The organism is Mycobacterium sp. SM3041 (genome assembly GCF_039668335.1).
Classification (GTDB): domain Bacteria; phylum Actinomycetota; class Actinomycetes; order Mycobacteriales; family Mycobacteriaceae; genus Mycobacterium.
The window spans coordinates 378,529-394,570 of the sequence record NZ_JAYXBQ010000001.1; the positions used below are offsets into that span (position 1 = coordinate 378,529).

Sequence of the window (16,042 nt, forward strand, 5' to 3'; positions counted from 1 at the left end):
ACTGATGAAGTCCCGCGGCAGTGACGTCGCCGCTGAAACGTCTGCTGAATCAACAGCTTCGGTCGATGAGCTCGACAACGAGGTCGAGGTCGATGCCGCAGAGACCACCGACGCGGCGCCTGCCGCAGGGCGGCGCCGCGTCGCGTGGGCGAACGTGGCCGTCTACGGACTGCTGCCCGCCGTCGTCCTCGCACTCGGCGGGGCGGCCGGTTACCTGCAGTGGAAGGACGTGTCGCTGGCCCAATCCGACACGGCGAAAAAGGAGTCCACGAAGGCGGCCACCGACGGCACCATCGCACTGCTGTCGTACAAGCCCGAGACGGTCGACAAGGATCTGGAAGCCGCCAAGAAGTACATGACCGGCAACTTCCTGGACTCCTACACCTCGCTCACCCGCGACGTGGTGATACCTGGGTCCAAGCAGAAGAAGATCTCGGCCGTCGCCACCGTGCCGGCAGCAGCGTGGACCAAGGCGACGCCGAACCATGCGGTCGTCATGCTGTTCGTGGATCAGACGATGATCATCGGCGACAGCGCCCCGACGAGTACCGCGTCGAGCGTGCGTGTGACGCTCGACAAGGTCGACAACCGTTGGCTCATATCGCAATTCGACCCGATGTGAGCACCATGAATCGACGGTGGACTTCAGGTTTGCTCGCCGCGGCGACGCTGGCCGTCCCGGTGGCGCTCGCGCCGGCCGCCCAGGCCGACGCGACCGCGTATCTGATCGGCGTGACCGTGCGGCCCGGCTACAACTTTCCCAATGCCGATGCGGCACTGGGCTATGGCTACGGCATCTGCGACAAGGTGGCAGCCGGTCAGCCGTTCGCCCAGGTGATGAGTGACGTGCGAGGCGATTTCAACACCGACGACGACTACCAGGCGTCCTACCTCGTCTCGCAAGCCGTCAACGAACTGTGCCCCGGGCAGATCTGGCAGCTGCGGAACTCCGCGGCGCACTACCAGTCGCCGCCGGGCGTCCATCCCTGATGCGAAGGAATCCAACATGAGGTGTCGGCAATGGGTGCTGTCGGTGTTGACGGTCGTGCCGTTGGGCACCGCGCTCTGCGTACCGCTCGCGCACGCTGACAACGGCAACACCCTCATCCCGAACAACAAGCGGCTCAACGACTCTGTCGTGTCGAACGTCTACACCGTGCAGCATCAGGCGGGTTGCACCAACGACATCGCGGTGAATTCGCAGCTGCAGCAGGCCGCCGAACGGCAGGCCAAGGACATGATGGCCAACCGGAACCTGGACGGCGACATCGGATCTGACGGCTCCACGCCCCAGATGCGGGCCGAGCAGGCAGGTTACCGCGGCGGCCCGGTCGCGCAGACGGTGGCCACCAACCCGGCGCTCGCGATCAGCGGAGTCGAGTTGATCAACCAGTGGTACTACGACCCGGTGATCAAGCAGATCATGTCCAACTGCGCCAACAACCAGATGGGCGTGTGGTCCGAGAACAGCCTCGACCGCACCGTCGTCGTCGCCGTGTACGGCCAGTTGCCCGAACCGCCGCACCGCGACGAGAAGGAGGGCGGCGGTAACAACGGCTTCGACCCGAGTCCCGACTACGACGGCAGCGACGAGTTGGAGCAGGGCATCAACTGGTTCCCCTGGATCCTGCGCGGCGTCTTCCCGGCACCGGCGTACCCGGCGAACTAGGGCTCTTGTATCGCGAGTGTGCGCGCAGAGCGAGAAAATCGCCGAACTAGCGATCTGAGTGCACATTCGCGGGGCGAAATCGTGGTCAGTTGCGCACGTGCAGCTTCTCGCCGTGCGGTCCGAAGATGGCGATCGCCTCGACCGGGCCGTCGACGGTGCCGAACCAGTGCGGTGTCCAGGTCGAGAACTCCACGGCCTCACCGGGTTTGATGGTGAAGTCGCGGTCGCCGAGTAGCAGGCGAAGGTTCCCCGACAACACGTAGAGCCACTCCTGGCCATCGTGCACCGGCAGCTCGGTCGGTGGCGTGCGCCGCCGCGCGCTCACGCGGATCTTGAACGTGTGCAGACCACCGGCCGGCCCGCCGCGGGTCAGTGGCCAGTACGTGATGCCGCCGCGGGTGTGTGAGGACCCACGCACCCGCGGATCCTCGGCCTCGGGTGCGCGCATGAGTTCGTCGGTGCTGATCGACAGTGCCGCGGCGAGCCGGGGCAGGTGGTCGAGTGCGAATCGGCGCTTGCCCGATTCCAGACGGCTCAACGTCGAGACGTCGATATCGGCCGCGCGCGCAACATCTTCCAGCGTCATGCCGCGTTGCGTGCGCAGTTCCCGAAGTCGCCGCCGGACCCGCGCCTCGATGTCGTCGTCCTCGGGGTTTGCCTGCATGGCAAATCAGCTTGGCATTTTCGCCGGCGCCCGGCAAGGTCGGTGTCATGAACAACGAATGGGAATGCGCCATCGTCGGTGGCGGCGCGGCGGGGCTGAGCGCCGCCCTGGTGCTCGGACGCGCGCGCCGGCGGACGCTGGTCATCGACGCCGGCGAGCAGAGCAACCGCGCGGCCCACGGGATCGGGGGCCTGCTGGGACAGGATGGACGGCCGCCTGCCGAGCTGTACGCCGACGGCCGCCGTGAGCTGACCAAGTACCCGTCGGTGCAGGTCGTCGAGGGGGAAGTCACCGGTGCGACGGCGCAAGAGGGCACCGCGTTCCGGCTCGAACTCGCCGACGGCTCGGTGCACCACGCCCAGCGGGTACTGCTGGCCGGCGGCATGCAGTACGACGCTCCCGACATCCCGGGGTTGAACGAGCACTGGGGCAGGGCGGTGTTCCACTGCCCGTTCTGCCACGGCTGGGAAGCGCGCGACCAGGCGCTGGCCGTCCTCGCCGACGGCGACCGGGCCGTGCACATGGCGCTGATGCTGCGCGGCTGGACCGACGACATCGTCGTCGTGACGAACGGTCCCTCCGGTCTGGATGACGACCAGAACCGCGCGCTCGCCGCTGCCGGTGTACAGGTCGACGAGCGCAAGATCGTCGAATTCGCATCGCGCGACGGCGAATTGGCGTCCATCGTGTTCGCCGACGGCGACGAACTGAAGCGCGAGGGCGCACTCGTGGCCAGCGCGCTGCGGCAGCGGACCGACCTGGCGACGCAGCTCGGTGTGCGGATCGCCCCGCCCGGCCCGGTCGTCGTCGACGCCGTCAGGGTCGACCCGATGCATCGCACGTCGGTGCCCGGCGTCTTCGCCGCGGGCGACGTCTGCGCTCAGATGCCCCAGGTCGCGGCGGCGATCGCCGCCGGTTCCGCCGCGGCCGCCGCGATCGTGCAGAGTCTGCTGCACGACGAGTTCGGCCTACCCGTCATGCCCTGGCCCCACTTCGATGAGCAGGAGAATTGATGTCCGCGACTGAAACGCCCCAAGAACAATCGCCGCAAGAACACTGGGAAGGCCGGTACGCCGAGAAGCCACAGATGTGGAGCGGCCGGGTCAACGCCAACTTCGCGAAGATCGCCGGCGGCTTAACCCCGGGCCGCGCTCTCGACCTGGGATGCGGCGAAGGTGCCGACGCGATCTGGCTGGCCACCGCGGGCTGGCAGGTGGTTGCGGTCGACATCGCCACCAATGCCCTCGATCGGGCCCGCGCCGCGGCCGTGGACAGGGGAGTGGCCGAGCGAATCGACTTTCAGCACCACGACCTGTCGCACAATTTCCCGGCGGGCAGCTTCGATCTGGTATCGGCGCAGTTCCTGCATTCCACGGTTCATCTGGAGCGCCGGCAAATACTGCAGCAGGCGTCAGCGGCCGTCGCTCCGGGCGGCACGCTGCTGATCGTCGACCACGGTGAGGCGCCGCCCTGGGCGTCCCAGCACATCCATGACCACCACTTTCAGTCCGCGGACGAGGTCGTCGCCGAGCTCGATCTGCCTGACGACGGCTGGCAGGCGCAGCACGTCGGTACTGTGGAACGCGAGGCGATCGGCCCTACCGGCGAAGCCGCCGTCTTGCGGGACAACCTGATCGTCCTGCGCCGCACGCACTGATCGGAGGGCACCAGGTGGTCAAACACCGGCTCGACATCCGGCTGGCCGCGGAGTCGATGCTGTTGGTGACCGCCTGTCTGTGCCTGCTGTGGGGCAGCGTCGAAGCGGTCCAGGTCCTGACCGACGCCATGGGCAACTCACTGGCCACCTCCGGCGACTGGTCGCTGGGGCCGGCCGCCGCGCTGCTGGTGTACGGCCCGCAGAAGGTGTGGTCGGCCTGGGCGATCACGGTGCCGGTGATCGTGGTGTTCGGGCTCGGCCTGGCCGCGGTCCGCACCCGTAGGGACGGGCCGCGCTGGCTCAAGCAGGTGCTCCTGGTGTACGGCGCGGTCGTTGTGCTGGACTCGCTGGTCGCGGCGCTCTGACCAGCTGATATGGTGGTCCGCGCGGACGAGTTGGCCGGGCGGCCGCGGGACCGGAAGGTTTCGAGGAAAGTCCGGACTTCACAGAGCAGGGTGATTGCTAACGGCAATCCGAGGTGACTCGCGGGACAGTGCCACAGAAAACAGACCGCCGTCTGAGCCTGGTGCGAAGACGGTAAGGGTGAAACGGTGCGGTAAGAGCGCACCAGCATTCCGGGTGACCGGAGTGGCTAGGTAAACCCCACCCGAAGCAAGGCCAAGAAGGCCGCAACCTGGTTGCGGTTGCGCAGGTGCCCGAGGGCTGCTCGCCCGAGCCTGCGGGTAGGCCGCTTGAGGTACCCGGCGACGGTGTACCCAGATGGATGGTCGCCGCCCCGCCACCAGTAATGGTGGCGGGGAACAGAATCCGGCTTACAGGCCAGCTCGTCCGCCCCGCTACTTCTTCACCTTGCGCATCGCCCGCGCGAGGGCCTTGAGCGAGGCATCCAATTGCAGCCGGGCGTACTCGGCGACCTCGGCCTCCTGCTGGTACAGGATGCCGTAGGTGAAGGTGTCCTCGCCCGCGGCGTGGGCGGCCTCGGCCTGCTGCACCAGATGCCCGCGGCTGACGTAGCTGTCCTGGTGGTCACCCAGGAGCGTCTGGATGTCCTTGGCGCAGTCGGCCACCTTCGACTCGCCCATGGCGGCGGCCGTGTAGCGAAGACGCTTGGCGCCCTTGCGGATTCGGTGCAGCGCCTCCTCGCTGTCCTCGGCGCCGGCAGCCTCCGCGGCCTCGGCCCGCCGCACCGACTTGCGGATGCGGCGGTAGGCGCCGCCGACGGTCACCGGCTGGGCGTCCTCGTCGGCGGTGGCCGGTTGGGTGTTGTCGACGACGATCGCATCGAGCGCGTCGAGCAGCCGGAAGTACCGCTCCGACCGCATGGCCGCGAGCGATCGCCGCAGCCCGGACTGGTAGCGCCGCTGCGAACCGTCGACCAGGCGCTCGCGCACCTGTCCGCGCACCAGCTCCGGCGCCAGGCCCTTCAACGCATCGTCGTACCGCTGGGCGAGCACCTCGGCGTCGCGCGCCGTGCCCAGCACGGCGGCCAGCAGCTTGAGCTCTTCGAGCACCCACTCGCGGTCGCCCAGATTGCCGCTCTCCTGCAGCAGGCTGCGGATCTTGCGGATCGTGACCCGCATCTGGTGCACCGAATCGAAGGCGTCGGCGCGGACGGCGCGATCCCAGTCGATCAACTCGGCGATGTGTGCCGCGATGGCGCGGTGCACCTTGTCCGTCGGCTCGGGCGCCGCCTGGGGCGCGTCCCCGCCCCGCGCCGCGGCGAGGACCTTGGCCAGCTTGGACCCGTGCCCGGCCGGCTGCGCGCCCGCGTCGAAGAGGCGGTTGGCCAGCCGGTCGAGCACCTCGGGACCCGAGTCGGCGGCCTCCGAATCCGCGCCGACCAGCTCCAGCTCCCACTCGCGCCAGTTCTGCAGCGACTCGCCCGCCGTGGCGGTGACCCGGTCGTCGCAGAACTCGGCCAGCTCGGTGTCGTCCGGCGTGTAGAGCATCGAGACGGTGCGCTCGGTCTCGATGCGGGCGACGGGCTGCAGTGAGCGGTCGCGCACGATGGCCAGCACGATGTCGCGCAGTTCGTCAGGCACGCTCTCGCGCGCCGCGGTGATCGGCAGCCGCACCTCGGTGCGGGCGTCGGCGCCGGCGGGCAGCTTCAGGTGCCAGCCCGCATCGGTGCCGCCGGTGCGCCGGCGCAGGGTGATCTTGTGTGCCGCCAGATCGTGATCCGGGGTGTCGAAGTACACCGCGTCGAGATGCGCGACGGGCAGTTGCTCGACCCTGCCGACGGCGGACAATCCGTCGAACGACGGGGACACCGTGCTGTCGACCACCGCGAACTTGCGTTCAATCTCGGTGTGGCGGGACGGTTTACGCTTGCCAGCGGCCATGTTCACCTTCATTTGCGACCCGGGACGGGCAGTACCAACGCTGCCATCAGCCTGCCATATCGCTGCGCGTGACCGGCTGCCGATAACGTCTTGACCCATGACCGAATTCGAGACCCTGAAGTTCGCCCAGTCCGGTGCCATCGTGAATATCGTCCTCGACCGGCCCGAGGCGGCCAACGGCATGAACGACGCGCTCACCCGCGACCTCGCGGCCGCTGCCGCGCTGTGCGACACCGCCTCGGTGAAGGTCGTCACCCTGACCGGTGCCGGCCGATTCTTCTGCGCCGGTGGCGACCTCAAGGCGATGGCCGCCGCCGCGGACCCGGGCGCGTTCGTCAAGGGCATCGCCGACGACCTGCACCGCGCCATGTCGACGTTCGCCCGCATGGACGCCGTGTTGATCACCGCCGTCAACGGCGTCGCCGCCGGTGCGGGCTTCCCGCTGGGCGTCTCGGGCGATCTGGTGCTCGCCGCCGAGTCCGCGTCGTTCACCATGGCGTACACCAAGGCCGGTCTGAGCCCCGACGGCGGATCGTCGTACGTCCTGCCGCGGCTGATCGGGCTGCGCCGCACCCAGGAACTCATGATCACCAACCGCGTGCTCACCGCCGCCGAGGCCGCCGACTGGGGCCTGGTCACGCGCGTCGTGCCCGACGCCGAGCTGCCCGCCGCGCTCGACGCCCTGGCCGCCGACGTCGCCACGCAGGCGCGCGGCTCGAACGCCGCCGTCAAGCAGCTGCTGCTGACGACCTACGGCGCAGACTACGAGACCCAGCTGGAACGCGAGGGCCGGCTGATCGCCAAGTGCGCCGGGTCACCGGACGGCAAAGAGGGCGTCGGCGCCTTCGTCGGCAAGCGCAAGCCGGAATTCTCTTGACGACGAGTGTGAGGGCTGTGCAGGCATTTTCGCGGAATTGCCTGCACAGCCCTCACAGTCGTACTCAGTAGGAGTGTTCCTCGGCGGGGAACACGCTGGAAGCCACCTCGGCGGCGTATTGCCGTGCGGCACGGCCCAATTCGGCTCCGACGTCGCCGAACCGCTTGACGAACTTGGCGGTCTTGCCTGCCGTCATGCCCGCCATGTCCTGCCACACCAGCACCTGCGCGTCGCAGTTGGCGCCGGCGCCGATGCCGACGGTCGGGATGGTCAGCTTGCCGGTGATCTGGGTGGCCAGCTCGGCCGGCACCATCTCGAGGACGACGGCGATGGCGCCGGCCTCGGCGACGGCGATGGCGTCGTGGATGGTCTGGTCGCCGGCTTCACCGCGGCCCTGAACCCGGAACCCGCCGAGCCCGTTGACGCTCTGCGGCGTGAAACCGATGTGGGCCACGACGGGGATGCCGGCCCGGGTCAGTGCGGCGATCTGCTCGACCATCCGCTCACCGCCCTCCAGTTTGACCGCGTGGGCGCCGGTCTCCTTCATGAACCGGGTCGCCGTCGCGAGCGCCTGCCGGGGGCTTTCCTCATAGCTGCCGAACGGCAGGTCGGCGACCACCAGCGCGTGCGGAGCACCCTTGACGACCGCGCGGGCCAGGGGGATCAGCTCGTCGATGGTGATGGGCAGGGTGGTGTCGTAGCCGTAGACCACGTTGGCCGCCGAATCACCGACGAGCAGGACGGGAATCTCGGCGTCGTCGAAAATGCGGGCAGAGGAGTAGTCGTAGGCCGTGAGCATCGCCCACTTGTGGCCTTCGGCCTTCCATTTCGCCAGGTGGTGGGTACGAATCTTGGTTCGCGGGGTCTTACAGACAGACTCCGGGGCAGCGCCGTAAACCTGATCAGACATCGTCGTCCTCAAATGTGTTGGTCGGTACGAACCTCGAGGCCCATATCGGGTCCCCGGGACGTTTGACGCCGTCAAGTCTGCCACCACCACACCCCCAAGGTGAACGACACATGAAGTGGAATGCCTCACATCGGGTCAACTGAGCCGCCTACGATCACGCCCATGCCCGGATACCAACGGCTCAGCGGACTCGACGCCAGCTTCCTCTATCTGGAGACCGCCCAGCAGCCCCTGCACGTGTGCGCGGTGCTGGAACTCGACGCCGCCACCATTCCGGGCGGCTACAGCTTCGACAAGATGCGGCAGATGCTCAGCGAGCGCATCGCGGCCATGCCGCAGTTCCGCGAGAAGCTGGCCGACTCGCCGCTCAACCTCGACCACCCGGTATGGGTCGAGGACCCGGATTTCGACATCGACCGGCACGTGCACCGGATCGGGCTGCCGGGCCCGGGCGGCCGCGTCGAGCTCTCCGAGATCTGCGGGCACATCGCCGCGCTGCAGCTGGACCGCAGCCGCCCGCTGTGGGAGATGTGGGTGATCGAGAACATCGCCGGCACCGACGCCCACGACGGCGGGCGGCTGGCGGTGATGACCAAGATGCACCACGCCGGCATCGACGGCGTCACGGGCGCCAACCTGATGTCGCAACTGTGCACGCTGGAGCCGGACGCGCCGGCGCCCGAGCCCGTGCCGGCCGCCGGCACCGCCTCCGAACTCGAGATCGCGGTGGGCGGCGCGGTCAAGTACTTCACCCGGCCGCTGAAGCTGGCCAATGTGTTGCCCTCGACAGCGACGACCGTCATCGACACCGTCCGCCGGGCGACCAAGGGACTGACGATGGCGGCACCGTTCGCCGCACCCAAGACGGCCTTCAACGTCAACGTCACCGCGCACCGCAACGTGGCCTTCGCCCAGCTGGACCTGGCGGACATCAAGACCGTCAAGAACCACTTCCATGTCAAGGTCAACGACGTCGTGCTGGCGTTGGTGTCGGGCGCGCTGCGGCGCTACCTCGCCGAGCGTGACGCGCTGCCGGAGTCGACCCTCGTGGCGATGTGCCCGGTGTCGGTGCGCGATAAATCCGACCGCCCGGGCCGCAACCAGGTGTCGGGCATGTTCGCCAAACTCGAGACCACCATCGAGGACCCGGCCGAGCGCCTGCGGGCCATCGCCGACTCGAGCACCGTTGCCAAACAACACAGTTCGGCCATCAGCGCGACGTTGCTGCAGGACTGGTCGCAGTTCGCCGCGCCGTCGGTGTTCGGGGCCGCGATGCGGGTGTTCGCGTCGACGGGCCTCGCGGAGGCCAAGCCCGTGCACAACCTCGTCGTCTCGAACGTGCCCGGGCCGCAGGATCCGCTGTACATGCTCGGCGCCGAGGTCAAGGCCATGTACCCGCTGGGTCCGCTGTTCCACGGTTCCGGGCTCAACATCACCGTGATGTCGCTCAACGGCACGCTCGACGTCGGCCTGATCTCGTGCCCGGAACTGGTTCCGGACCTGTGGGACATGGCCGACGAGTTCGCCGCCGCGCTGGACGAACTGGTTGCCGCCGCCAGCCACTGACAAGGTGGTCTCACGGCGCGCGGCAACGCCCTCATCAGGTCAGACCGGCCCACATGGCACCATGGTCGACCATGAACCTCAGACGGGGGAGTCTCGCCGCGGCAATGGTGCTCGTGCTGGCGACAGGCTGCAGCCAGGTGATCGACGGACGCGCCACGCGCGCGGTGCCGAAGCCGGGCGCGCCCCTGCAGTGGTCGCCGTGCCAGACCACGTCGCCGGACTCGCAGTCGCGCATCCCCAAGGGGGCCGAGTGCGCGATGCTGTCGGTGCCCGTCGACTACAGCAAGCCCGACGGCGACGTCGCGCAGCTGGCGCTGCTGCGGATCAAGGCGACCGGCGACAAGATCGGGTCCCTGGTGATCAACCCCGGCGGTCCGGGGGAGTCCGGCGTCAGCGCGGCGGTGTCGTTGCTCAACAACATTCCCGACTCGGTGCGCCAGCGTTTCGACCTCGTCGGCTTCGACCCCCGCGGCGTCGGGTCCTCCAAGCCCGCGGTGTGGTGCAACTCCGACGCCGACAATGACCGGCAGCGCGCCGACCCGCAGGTCGACTATTCGCCCGCCGGTGTCGCGCACATCGAGTCCGAGACCAAGGCGTTCGTGCAGCGCTGCGTCGACAAGATGGGCAAGGAGTTCCTCGAGAACGTCGGGACCGCCAACGTCGCCAAGGATCTGGACGCCATCCGGGCCGCGCTCGGCGACGACAAGCTGACGTACCTCGGTTACTCGTACGGCACCCGGATCGGCGCCCAGTACGCCGAGGACTACCCCGACAAGGTGCGCTCGATGATCCTCGACGGCGCCGTCGACCCCAACGCCGATCCGATCGAGGCCGACATCAACCAGGCCGCCGCGTTCCAGACCGCGTTCAACAACTACGCCGCCGACTGTGCCACCAACCCGGACTGCCCGCTGGGCACCGATCCCGCCAAGGTCAACGACGTCTATCACAGCCTGGTCGATCCGCTGGTCCAAAAGCCCGCTCCCACAAAGGATCCGCGCGGGCTGAGCTACAGCGACGCGTTGGTCGGCACCATCCTGCCGCTGTACTCGCCGGCGATGTGGAAGGACCTCACCGCAGGCCTCACCGAGCTGGCGGGCGGCCACGGCGACATCATGCTGCGGCTCGCCGACGCCTACATGGGTCGCGATGCCGACGGCCATTACGACAACTCGACCGACGCCCGGGTCGCGGTCAACTGTGTCGACGAACCGCCGATCACCGACCGCGCCAAGGTGATCGCGGAGGACAAGCGCACCCGCGAGGTGGCGCCGTTCATGAGCTACGGCCAGTTCACCGGCGACGCCCCGCTCGGCACCTGCGCGTTCTGGCCCGTGCCGCCGACGTCGAAACCGCACGAGATTTCGGTCAAGGGCCTGGCGCCGACGCTGGTGGTCTCGACGGTCCACGACCCCGCGACGCCGTACCAGGCCGGCGTGGACCTGGCCAAGGAGCTCGGTGGCAGCTTGCTGACGTTCGACGGCACACAGCACACCGTGGTGTTCCAGGGCAACAGCTGCGTCGACGAACACGCGGCCGGCTATCTGGTCAACGGGACCGTGCCCGAGGCCGGCGCGAAATGCTGATTCGCGAAAAGTCCGGTGCTGCCGGGAGATAACTGTTCGGTCACCGTCTGATTGCCGGGTTGTCTCCCTCCGGAACCAGGCTTCGGCTGGGCTGCGCGCCGTGCGACCATGTGTGCCATGTGGCGGGCGGGCGGTCGTGGACGACGGTGTGCGGTAGGAGTCGTCGGATTGCTGGTGGCCATCAGCGCCGCGCCGGGATCGGTCGCGCACGCGGCCCCCGCATCGCTGCAGTCCTACTACGAACAGGCACCGGCCTGGGGCAGCTGCGAACCCGTCATCGGTGACACCACGGACCTGCCGACAGCGCGGTGCGCCAACATCAGCGTCCCCGTCGACTACGCGGATCCGCAAGGGCCACAAGCGAAGCTGGCCGTCATCCGCGTCCCGGCCTCGGGCCCGCGCCTCGGCGTGCTGCTGGTCAATCCCGGTGGTCCGGGAGCGTCGGCCGTCAACACCGTCGCGGGCATGGGCGCCGTCCTGTCCGACACCGAGATCGGCCGCAGCTTCGATCTCGTCGGCTTCGACCCGCGCGGCGTGGGGCATTCGACGCCGCAACTGCGGTGCCGCAGCGACGCCGAATTCGACGCCAACCGCCGCGACCCCATGGTCGACTACAGCCCGGCCGGGGTGGCGCACATCGAGGCCGTCAGCCGCCGCACGGCGCAGGACTGCCTGCAGCAGATGGGCAGCAGCTTCCTCGCCAATGTCGGAACCGCCTCGGCGGCAAGGGATATGGACGTGGTTCGGGCCGCGCTGGGCGAGACGCAGATCAACTATCTGGGCTTCTCCTACGGCACCGAGCTGGGTGCGGCCTACGCCGAACGGTTCCCGGACCGGGTGCGCGCCATGGTGCTCGACGGCGCCGTCGACCCCAATGCCGATCCCGTCACCGAGAACCTGCTCCAATTGGCCGGATTCCAAACGGCTTTCAACGACTATGCGACGGACTGCGCGCAGTCGCTCGGCTGCCCGCTGGGCAACGACCCGACGCAGTTCGTGGCGCGGTACCAGCAGTTGGTCAATCCGCTCGCCATGCGCCCGGGCCTGACGTCCGATCCGCGGGGCCTGAGCTACTCCGACGCGATCACCGGCACCATCAACGCGCTCTATACGAAGAAGTACTGGAAGTTTCTGACCAGTGGGCTGATCGGACTGCAGCGCGGCGGCGACGCCGGCGATCTGCTGCTGCTGGCCGACGATTATCAGCACCGTGATCAGAACGGGCACTACGCGCCCCTGCAGGACGCGTTCACCGCGATCCGGTGCGTCGACGCGCCGTTCCCGACCGATCCCGCGACCTGGGCCGCCGCCGACCAGCGCGCGCGCCAGCTGGCGCCGTTCATGAGCTACGGCCAGTACACCGGCTACGCGCCGCGCGACGTCTGCGCCATGTGGCCGGTGCCCGCGACGTCCCGCCCGCACGCGCCGGCCTCGCCCGGCCCGGGCAAGGTCGTCGTCGTATCCACCACGCACGACCCGGCCACGCCGTATCAAGCCGGTGTGAACCTGGCACGCGAACTCGGCGCCGCACTGATCAGCTTCGAGGGCACGCAGCACACCGTCGTGTTCAACGGCAACCGGTGCGTCGACACGGCCGTGGTGGCGTTCCTGACGCAGTCCGTGCTGCCGGCGGCGGGATTGCGCTGCTGACCCATATCGCTCATCGGTTGCGGTAAGGGACCTTTGGCCCTGCCCCGACTGCCCATCGGCGAAATAGCGTGCCCGACAGGTCTGTCTGTGCGGGAGGTTGATGTCGGTGGTGCGATTGGACGTAATGGATGCGGGACGTTTCGATGACGACGATCCAAATTCGCGGGGGAACCAAGCCGAAGACTCGATCCGATGACCGCGCAAGCGCCTGCGGTCGCACAACTCGAGGTTCGCCGTCCGTTCCCGGAACGTATGGGGCCCAAGGGCAATCTGATCTACAAGCTGGTGACCACGACCGATCACAAGCTGATCGGCATGATGTACTGCGTCGCCTGTTTCATGTTCTTCTTCATCGGTGGCTTGATGGCGCTGTTCATCCGCGCGGAGCTGGCGCTGCCCGGACTGCAGTTCCTGTCCAACGAGCAGTACAACCAAATGTTCACCATGCACGGCACGGCGATGCTGCTGTTCTACGCCACCCCGATCGTGTTCGGTTTCGCCAATCTGGTGCTGCCGCTGCAGATCGGTGCCCCGGACGTGGCGTTCCCGCGGCTCAATGCGCTGTCCTTCTGGTTGTTCCTGTTCGGCGCACTGATCGCGCTGTCCGGGTTCCTGACCCCTGGTGGCGCCGCTGATTTCGGCTGGACCGCCTACACGCCGCTGACCGACGCGATCCACTCGCCGGGCATCGGCGGCAATCTGTGGATCGTGGGGCTGGCCGTCGGTGGTCTGGGCACCATCCTGGGTGCGGTCAACATGGTGACGACCGTGGTTTGCCTGCGCTGCCCGGGTATGACGATGTTCCGCATGCCGATCTTCACCTGGAACATCCTGGTGACGTCGATCCTGGCGCTGATGGTCTTTCCGCTCCTGACCGCGGCGCTGTTCGGCCTGGCTGCTGATCGCTTGCTCGGCGCGCACATCTACGACCCGGCCAACGGCGGGGTGATCCTGTTTCAGCACCTGTTCTGGTTCTTCGGTCACCCCGAGGTCTACATCCTCGCGCTGCCGTTCTTCGGCGTCATCTCCGAGATCATCCCGGTGTTCAGCCGCAAGCCGATCTTCGGTTACACCACCCTGATCTACGCGACGTTGTCGATCGCGGCGTTGTCCGTGGCGGTGTGGGCGCACCACATGTACGCCACCGGCGCCGTGCTGCTGCCGTTCTTCTCGTTCATGACGTTCCTGATCGCGGTCCCGACCGGTATCAAGTTCTTCAACTGGATCGGCACGATGTGGAAGGGGCAGTTGACCTTTGAGACGCCGATGCTGTTCTCGGTGGGCTTCCTGATCACGTTCCTGCTCGGTGGTCTGTCGGGTGTGTTGCTGGCCAGCCCGCCGCTGGATTTCCATGTGACGGACAGCTACTTCGTGATCGCGCACTTCCACTACGTGCTCTTCGGCACCATCGTGTTCGCCACCTACGCGGGCATCTACTTCTGGTTCCCGAAGATGACGGGCCGGCTGCTCGACGAGCGTCTGGGCAAGCTGCACTTCTGGCTGACCTTCATCGGCTTCCACACCACGTTCCTGGTGCAGCACTGGGTCGGTGACGAGGGCATGCCGCGTCGTTACGCGGACTACCTGCCCTCGGACGGTTTCACGACGCTGAACGTCGTATCCACCATCGGGTCGTTCATTCTCGGGGTTTCGGTCCTTCCGTTCGTGTGGAACGTGTTCAAGAGCTGGCGTTACGGCGAGCCTGTCGTGGTCGACGACCCGTGGGGCTACGGCAACTCCCTGGAGTGGGCCACCAGCTGCCCGCCGCCGCGGCACAACTTCACCGAGCTGCCCCGAATCCGTTCGGAGCGCCCGGCTTTCGAGCTGCACTACCCGCACATGGTCGAGCGAATGCGCGCCGAAGCGCACATCGGTCGAAGCCATCCCGCGGACTAGGGCGTGTCTGACAATTGTTTCGGGTGTGGTGTCTGAGACTTAAGGCATGTCGCGGTTTCAGCTGTTGTCCGATGCCCAGTGGGATCTGATTGCCGATTTGCTTCCTGTTCGAACGGGTAAGCGGGGTAGGCCTTTTGGTGATGCTCGTTCGATGGTCGAAGGCATCATTTATCGGTATCGCTGTGGGATCGCCTGGCGGGACGTGCCCGAGGTGTTCGGCCCGTGGCAGAGCATCTGGACCTGGCATCGGCGGATGAGCGCTGACGGCACCTGGGATAGCGTGCTCGCCCGGTTGCTGACCTCTGCTGATGCGGCCGGGATGATCGACTGGGCGGTGTCGGTCGACTCCACCATCGCACGGGCTCATCAACACGCCACGAACATCACCCGCGACACAGGGGGCTGGGTCGAATTACAAGAATCTGCTGATCGAGCCGCCTGACCATGGCATTGGGCGTTCCCGCGGCGGGTTGACCAGCAAGATTCATCACCTTGTCGACGGCCACGGACGGCCGTTGGTGGTGCTCGTCGGGGCTGGGCAAGCCCACGATGGCCCGGTGTTTGAGCATTTGCTCGCTCACTTGAAAGTCGGCCGCAGCGGCGGCGGTCGAGCACGGACACGGCCTGACCGGGTTCGTGGCGATAAGGCATATTCCAGTCGTGCGACCCGGATGTTGTTGCGGCGTCGACGAATCGGCGCGGCGATACCCGAGCCCGCCGATCAGATTGCCAACCGGAAGCGACGCGGTGCAGCCGGTGGACGACCACCAGCATTCGATGCCGCCGATTACAAAGGCCGCAACGTCGTCGAACGAAACTTCAACCAGGTCAAGCAATGGCGCGGGTTGGCCACCCGCTACGACAAACTCGCTGTCGTCTACCGCGCAGCAGCGGTCCTACGCGCCGTCACGCTTTGGCTTCCCCAATTATCAGACACGCCCTAGACGCTCGATACCGACAAACGAAAGCCGCCCCGGCACTCGCCGGGGCGGCTTCGGCTTTCACCTCCGTGCTGCGACCCTCAGACCATGGTGTCGGCCGGGGGCAGACCGAACTCGTTGTTACCGAAGATGAGGTAGGCGCGTTCGGGCTCGTTGGCGGCGTGCACGCGGCCGGCATGGGCGTCGCGCCAGAAGCGCTGCAGCGGGGTGCCGTTGGCCAGCGCGGTGGCGCCGGCGGCTTCGAAGAGGCGGTCGACGGACGCGATGGCGCGGCCGGTGGCGCGCACCTGGTCACGACGGGCACGGGCCCGCAGCTCGAACGG

Annotated in this window: 14 protein-coding genes, 1 other RNA gene and 2 pseudogenes; 13 read left to right on the plus strand and 4 right to left on the minus strand. The window is 67.5% G+C overall.

What is annotated here, in order from left to right; all coding sequences use genetic code 11:
- Nucleotides 1-4: 4 nt before the first annotated feature.
- The 3 genes from VXD91_RS01730 to VXD91_RS01740 are packed head-to-tail and all read left to right on the plus strand — an operon-like array spanning nt 5 to nt 1,669.
- The gene (locus tag VXD91_RS01730; protein ID WP_346414482.1) at nt 5-622 is read left to right on the plus strand and encodes a hypothetical protein; all 618 of its coding nucleotides are present in this window, start codon (nt 5-7) and stop codon (nt 620-622) included.
- A 5-nt stretch (nt 623-627) separates the two neighbouring features.
- On the plus strand, nt 628-990 hold the full coding sequence (locus VXD91_RS01735; protein WP_346414464.1) for a DUF732 domain-containing protein: 363 nt from the start codon (nt 628-630) through the stop codon (nt 988-990).
- Nucleotides 991-1,006: 16 nt separating this feature from the next.
- A complete protein-coding gene (locus VXD91_RS01740) occupies nt 1,007-1,669 on the plus strand; it encodes a CAP domain-containing protein (protein WP_318985214.1) in 663 nt (220 codons plus the stop codon).
- An 85-nt stretch (nt 1,670-1,754) separates the two neighbouring features.
- Here the strand turns inward: VXD91_RS01740 and VXD91_RS01745 are convergent, their stop codons facing one another.
- Nucleotides 1,755-2,333 carry an XRE family transcriptional regulator gene (locus VXD91_RS01745; protein WP_346414465.1) on the minus strand — a complete coding sequence of 193 codons (579 nt, stop codon included), beginning with the start codon at nt 2,331-2,333 and terminating at the stop codon, nt 1,755-1,757.
- Between the two features lie 47 nt (nt 2,334-2,380).
- Here VXD91_RS01745 and VXD91_RS01750 point away from each other — a divergent pair, with 47 nt between their 5' ends.
- The 4 genes from VXD91_RS01750 (at nt 2,381) to rnpB (ending at nt 4,782) form a co-directional block, all read left to right on the plus strand.
- On the plus strand, nt 2,381-3,346 hold the full coding sequence (locus VXD91_RS01750) for an NAD(P)/FAD-dependent oxidoreductase (RefSeq protein WP_346414466.1): 966 nt from the start codon (nt 2,381-2,383) through the stop codon (nt 3,344-3,346).
- Nucleotides 3,346-3,990 carry a class I SAM-dependent methyltransferase gene (locus tag VXD91_RS01755; RefSeq protein ID WP_346414467.1) on the plus strand — a complete coding sequence of 215 codons (645 nt, stop codon included), beginning with the start codon at nt 3,346-3,348 and terminating at the stop codon, nt 3,988-3,990. Before VXD91_RS01750 ends, VXD91_RS01755 begins: the two co-directional genes overlap by 1 nt.
- A gap of 14 nt (nt 3,991-4,004) precedes the next feature.
- Nucleotides 4,005-4,355, plus strand: coding sequence for a hypothetical protein (locus VXD91_RS01760; RefSeq protein ID WP_346414468.1), 351 nt, complete (start codon nt 4,005-4,007; stop codon nt 4,353-4,355).
- Nucleotides 4,356-4,381: 26 nt separating this feature from the next.
- Nucleotides 4,382-4,782, plus strand: an RNA gene (gene rnpB, locus VXD91_RS01765) — RNase P RNA component class A.
- Nucleotides 4,783-4,787: 5 nt separating this feature from the next.
- On the opposite strand, the gene VXD91_RS01770 is transcribed toward rnpB, so the two are convergent.
- Nucleotides 4,788-6,293: a CYTH and CHAD domain-containing protein gene (locus VXD91_RS01770; RefSeq protein WP_346414469.1), complete on the minus strand. Its 1,506-nt coding sequence runs from the start codon at nt 6,291-6,293 to the stop codon at nt 4,788-4,790.
- Between the two features lie 97 nt (nt 6,294-6,390).
- On the opposite strand from VXD91_RS01770, the gene VXD91_RS01775 reads away from it, so the two are divergent.
- Entirely contained in the window at nt 6,391-7,170 is a 780-nt protein-coding gene (locus tag VXD91_RS01775) for an enoyl-CoA hydratase/isomerase family protein (RefSeq protein WP_346414470.1), read from the plus strand.
- 64 nt (nt 7,171-7,234) lie between these two features.
- Here VXD91_RS01775 and panB read toward each other — a convergent pair whose 3' ends face one another.
- Nucleotides 7,235-8,080 carry a 3-methyl-2-oxobutanoate hydroxymethyltransferase gene (gene panB / locus VXD91_RS01780; RefSeq protein ID WP_346414471.1) on the minus strand — a complete coding sequence of 282 codons (846 nt, stop codon included), beginning with the start codon at nt 8,078-8,080 and terminating at the stop codon, nt 7,235-7,237.
- 162 nt (nt 8,081-8,242) lie between these two features.
- Between panB and VXD91_RS01785 the strand changes: the two genes are divergently transcribed.
- The 5 genes and pseudogenes from VXD91_RS01785 (at nt 8,243) to VXD91_RS01805 (ending at nt 15,722) form a co-directional block, all read left to right on the plus strand.
- Complete coding sequence (locus VXD91_RS01785; protein ID WP_346414472.1) at nt 8,243-9,646, plus strand: wax ester/triacylglycerol synthase family O-acyltransferase; 1,404 nt, start codon at nt 8,243-8,245, stop codon at nt 9,644-9,646.
- A gap of 71 nt (nt 9,647-9,717) precedes the next feature.
- A complete protein-coding gene (locus VXD91_RS01790; protein WP_318985206.1) occupies nt 9,718-11,232 on the plus strand; it encodes an alpha/beta hydrolase in 1,515 nt (504 codons plus the stop codon).
- A gap of 174 nt (nt 11,233-11,406) precedes the next feature.
- The gene (locus VXD91_RS01795; RefSeq protein ID WP_346414473.1) at nt 11,407-12,882 is read left to right on the plus strand and encodes an alpha/beta hydrolase; all 1,476 of its coding nucleotides are present in this window, start codon (nt 11,407-11,409) and stop codon (nt 12,880-12,882) included.
- A gap of 192 nt (nt 12,883-13,074) precedes the next feature.
- Nucleotides 13,075-14,778, plus strand: a complete 1,704-nt coding sequence (gene ctaD / locus VXD91_RS01800; protein WP_318985204.1) for a cytochrome c oxidase subunit I — start codon at nt 13,075-13,077, stop codon at nt 14,776-14,778.
- Nucleotides 14,779-14,824: 46 nt separating this feature from the next.
- Nucleotides 14,825-15,722: pseudogene (locus VXD91_RS01805) on the plus strand (IS5 family transposase).
- A 77-nt stretch (nt 15,723-15,799) separates the two neighbouring features.
- Here the strand turns inward: VXD91_RS01805 and VXD91_RS01810 are convergent.
- Nucleotides 15,800-16,042, minus strand: a pseudogene (locus VXD91_RS01810) (flavin-dependent monooxygenase); the annotation flags it as partial.

Bases quoted from the DNA above. Each gene is read 5' to 3' on its own strand.
- VXD91_RS01730 (WP_346414482.1), top strand. From the start codon at position 5: ATGAAGTCCCGCGGCAGTGACGTCGCCGCTGAAACGTCTGCTGAATCA.
- VXD91_RS01735 (WP_346414464.1), top strand. From the start codon at position 628: ATGAATCGACGGTGGACTTCAGGTTTGCTCGCCGCGGCGACGCTGGCC.
- VXD91_RS01740 (WP_318985214.1), top strand. From the start codon at position 1,007: ATGAGGTGTCGGCAATGGGTGCTGTCGGTGTTGACGGTCGTGCCGTTG.
- VXD91_RS01745 (WP_346414465.1), bottom strand. From the start codon at position 2,333: ATGCAGGCAAACCCCGAGGACGACGACATCGAGGCGCGGGTCCGGCGG.
- VXD91_RS01750 (WP_346414466.1), top strand. From the start codon at position 2,381: ATGAACAACGAATGGGAATGCGCCATCGTCGGTGGCGGCGCGGCGGGG.
- VXD91_RS01755 (WP_346414467.1), top strand. From the start codon at position 3,346: ATGTCCGCGACTGAAACGCCCCAAGAACAATCGCCGCAAGAACACTGG.
- VXD91_RS01770 (WP_346414469.1), bottom strand. From the start codon at position 6,293: ATGGCCGCTGGCAAGCGTAAACCGTCCCGCCACACCGAGATTGAACGC.
- VXD91_RS01775 (WP_346414470.1), top strand. From the start codon at position 6,391: ATGACCGAATTCGAGACCCTGAAGTTCGCCCAGTCCGGTGCCATCGTG.
- panB (WP_346414471.1), bottom strand. From the start codon at position 8,080: ATGTCTGATCAGGTTTACGGCGCTGCCCCGGAGTCTGTCTGTAAGACC.
- VXD91_RS01785 (WP_346414472.1), top strand. From the start codon at position 8,243: ATGCCCGGATACCAACGGCTCAGCGGACTCGACGCCAGCTTCCTCTAT.
- VXD91_RS01790 (WP_318985206.1), top strand. From the start codon at position 9,718: ATGAACCTCAGACGGGGGAGTCTCGCCGCGGCAATGGTGCTCGTGCTG.
- ctaD (WP_318985204.1), top strand. From the start codon at position 13,075: ATGACCGCGCAAGCGCCTGCGGTCGCACAACTCGAGGTTCGCCGTCCG.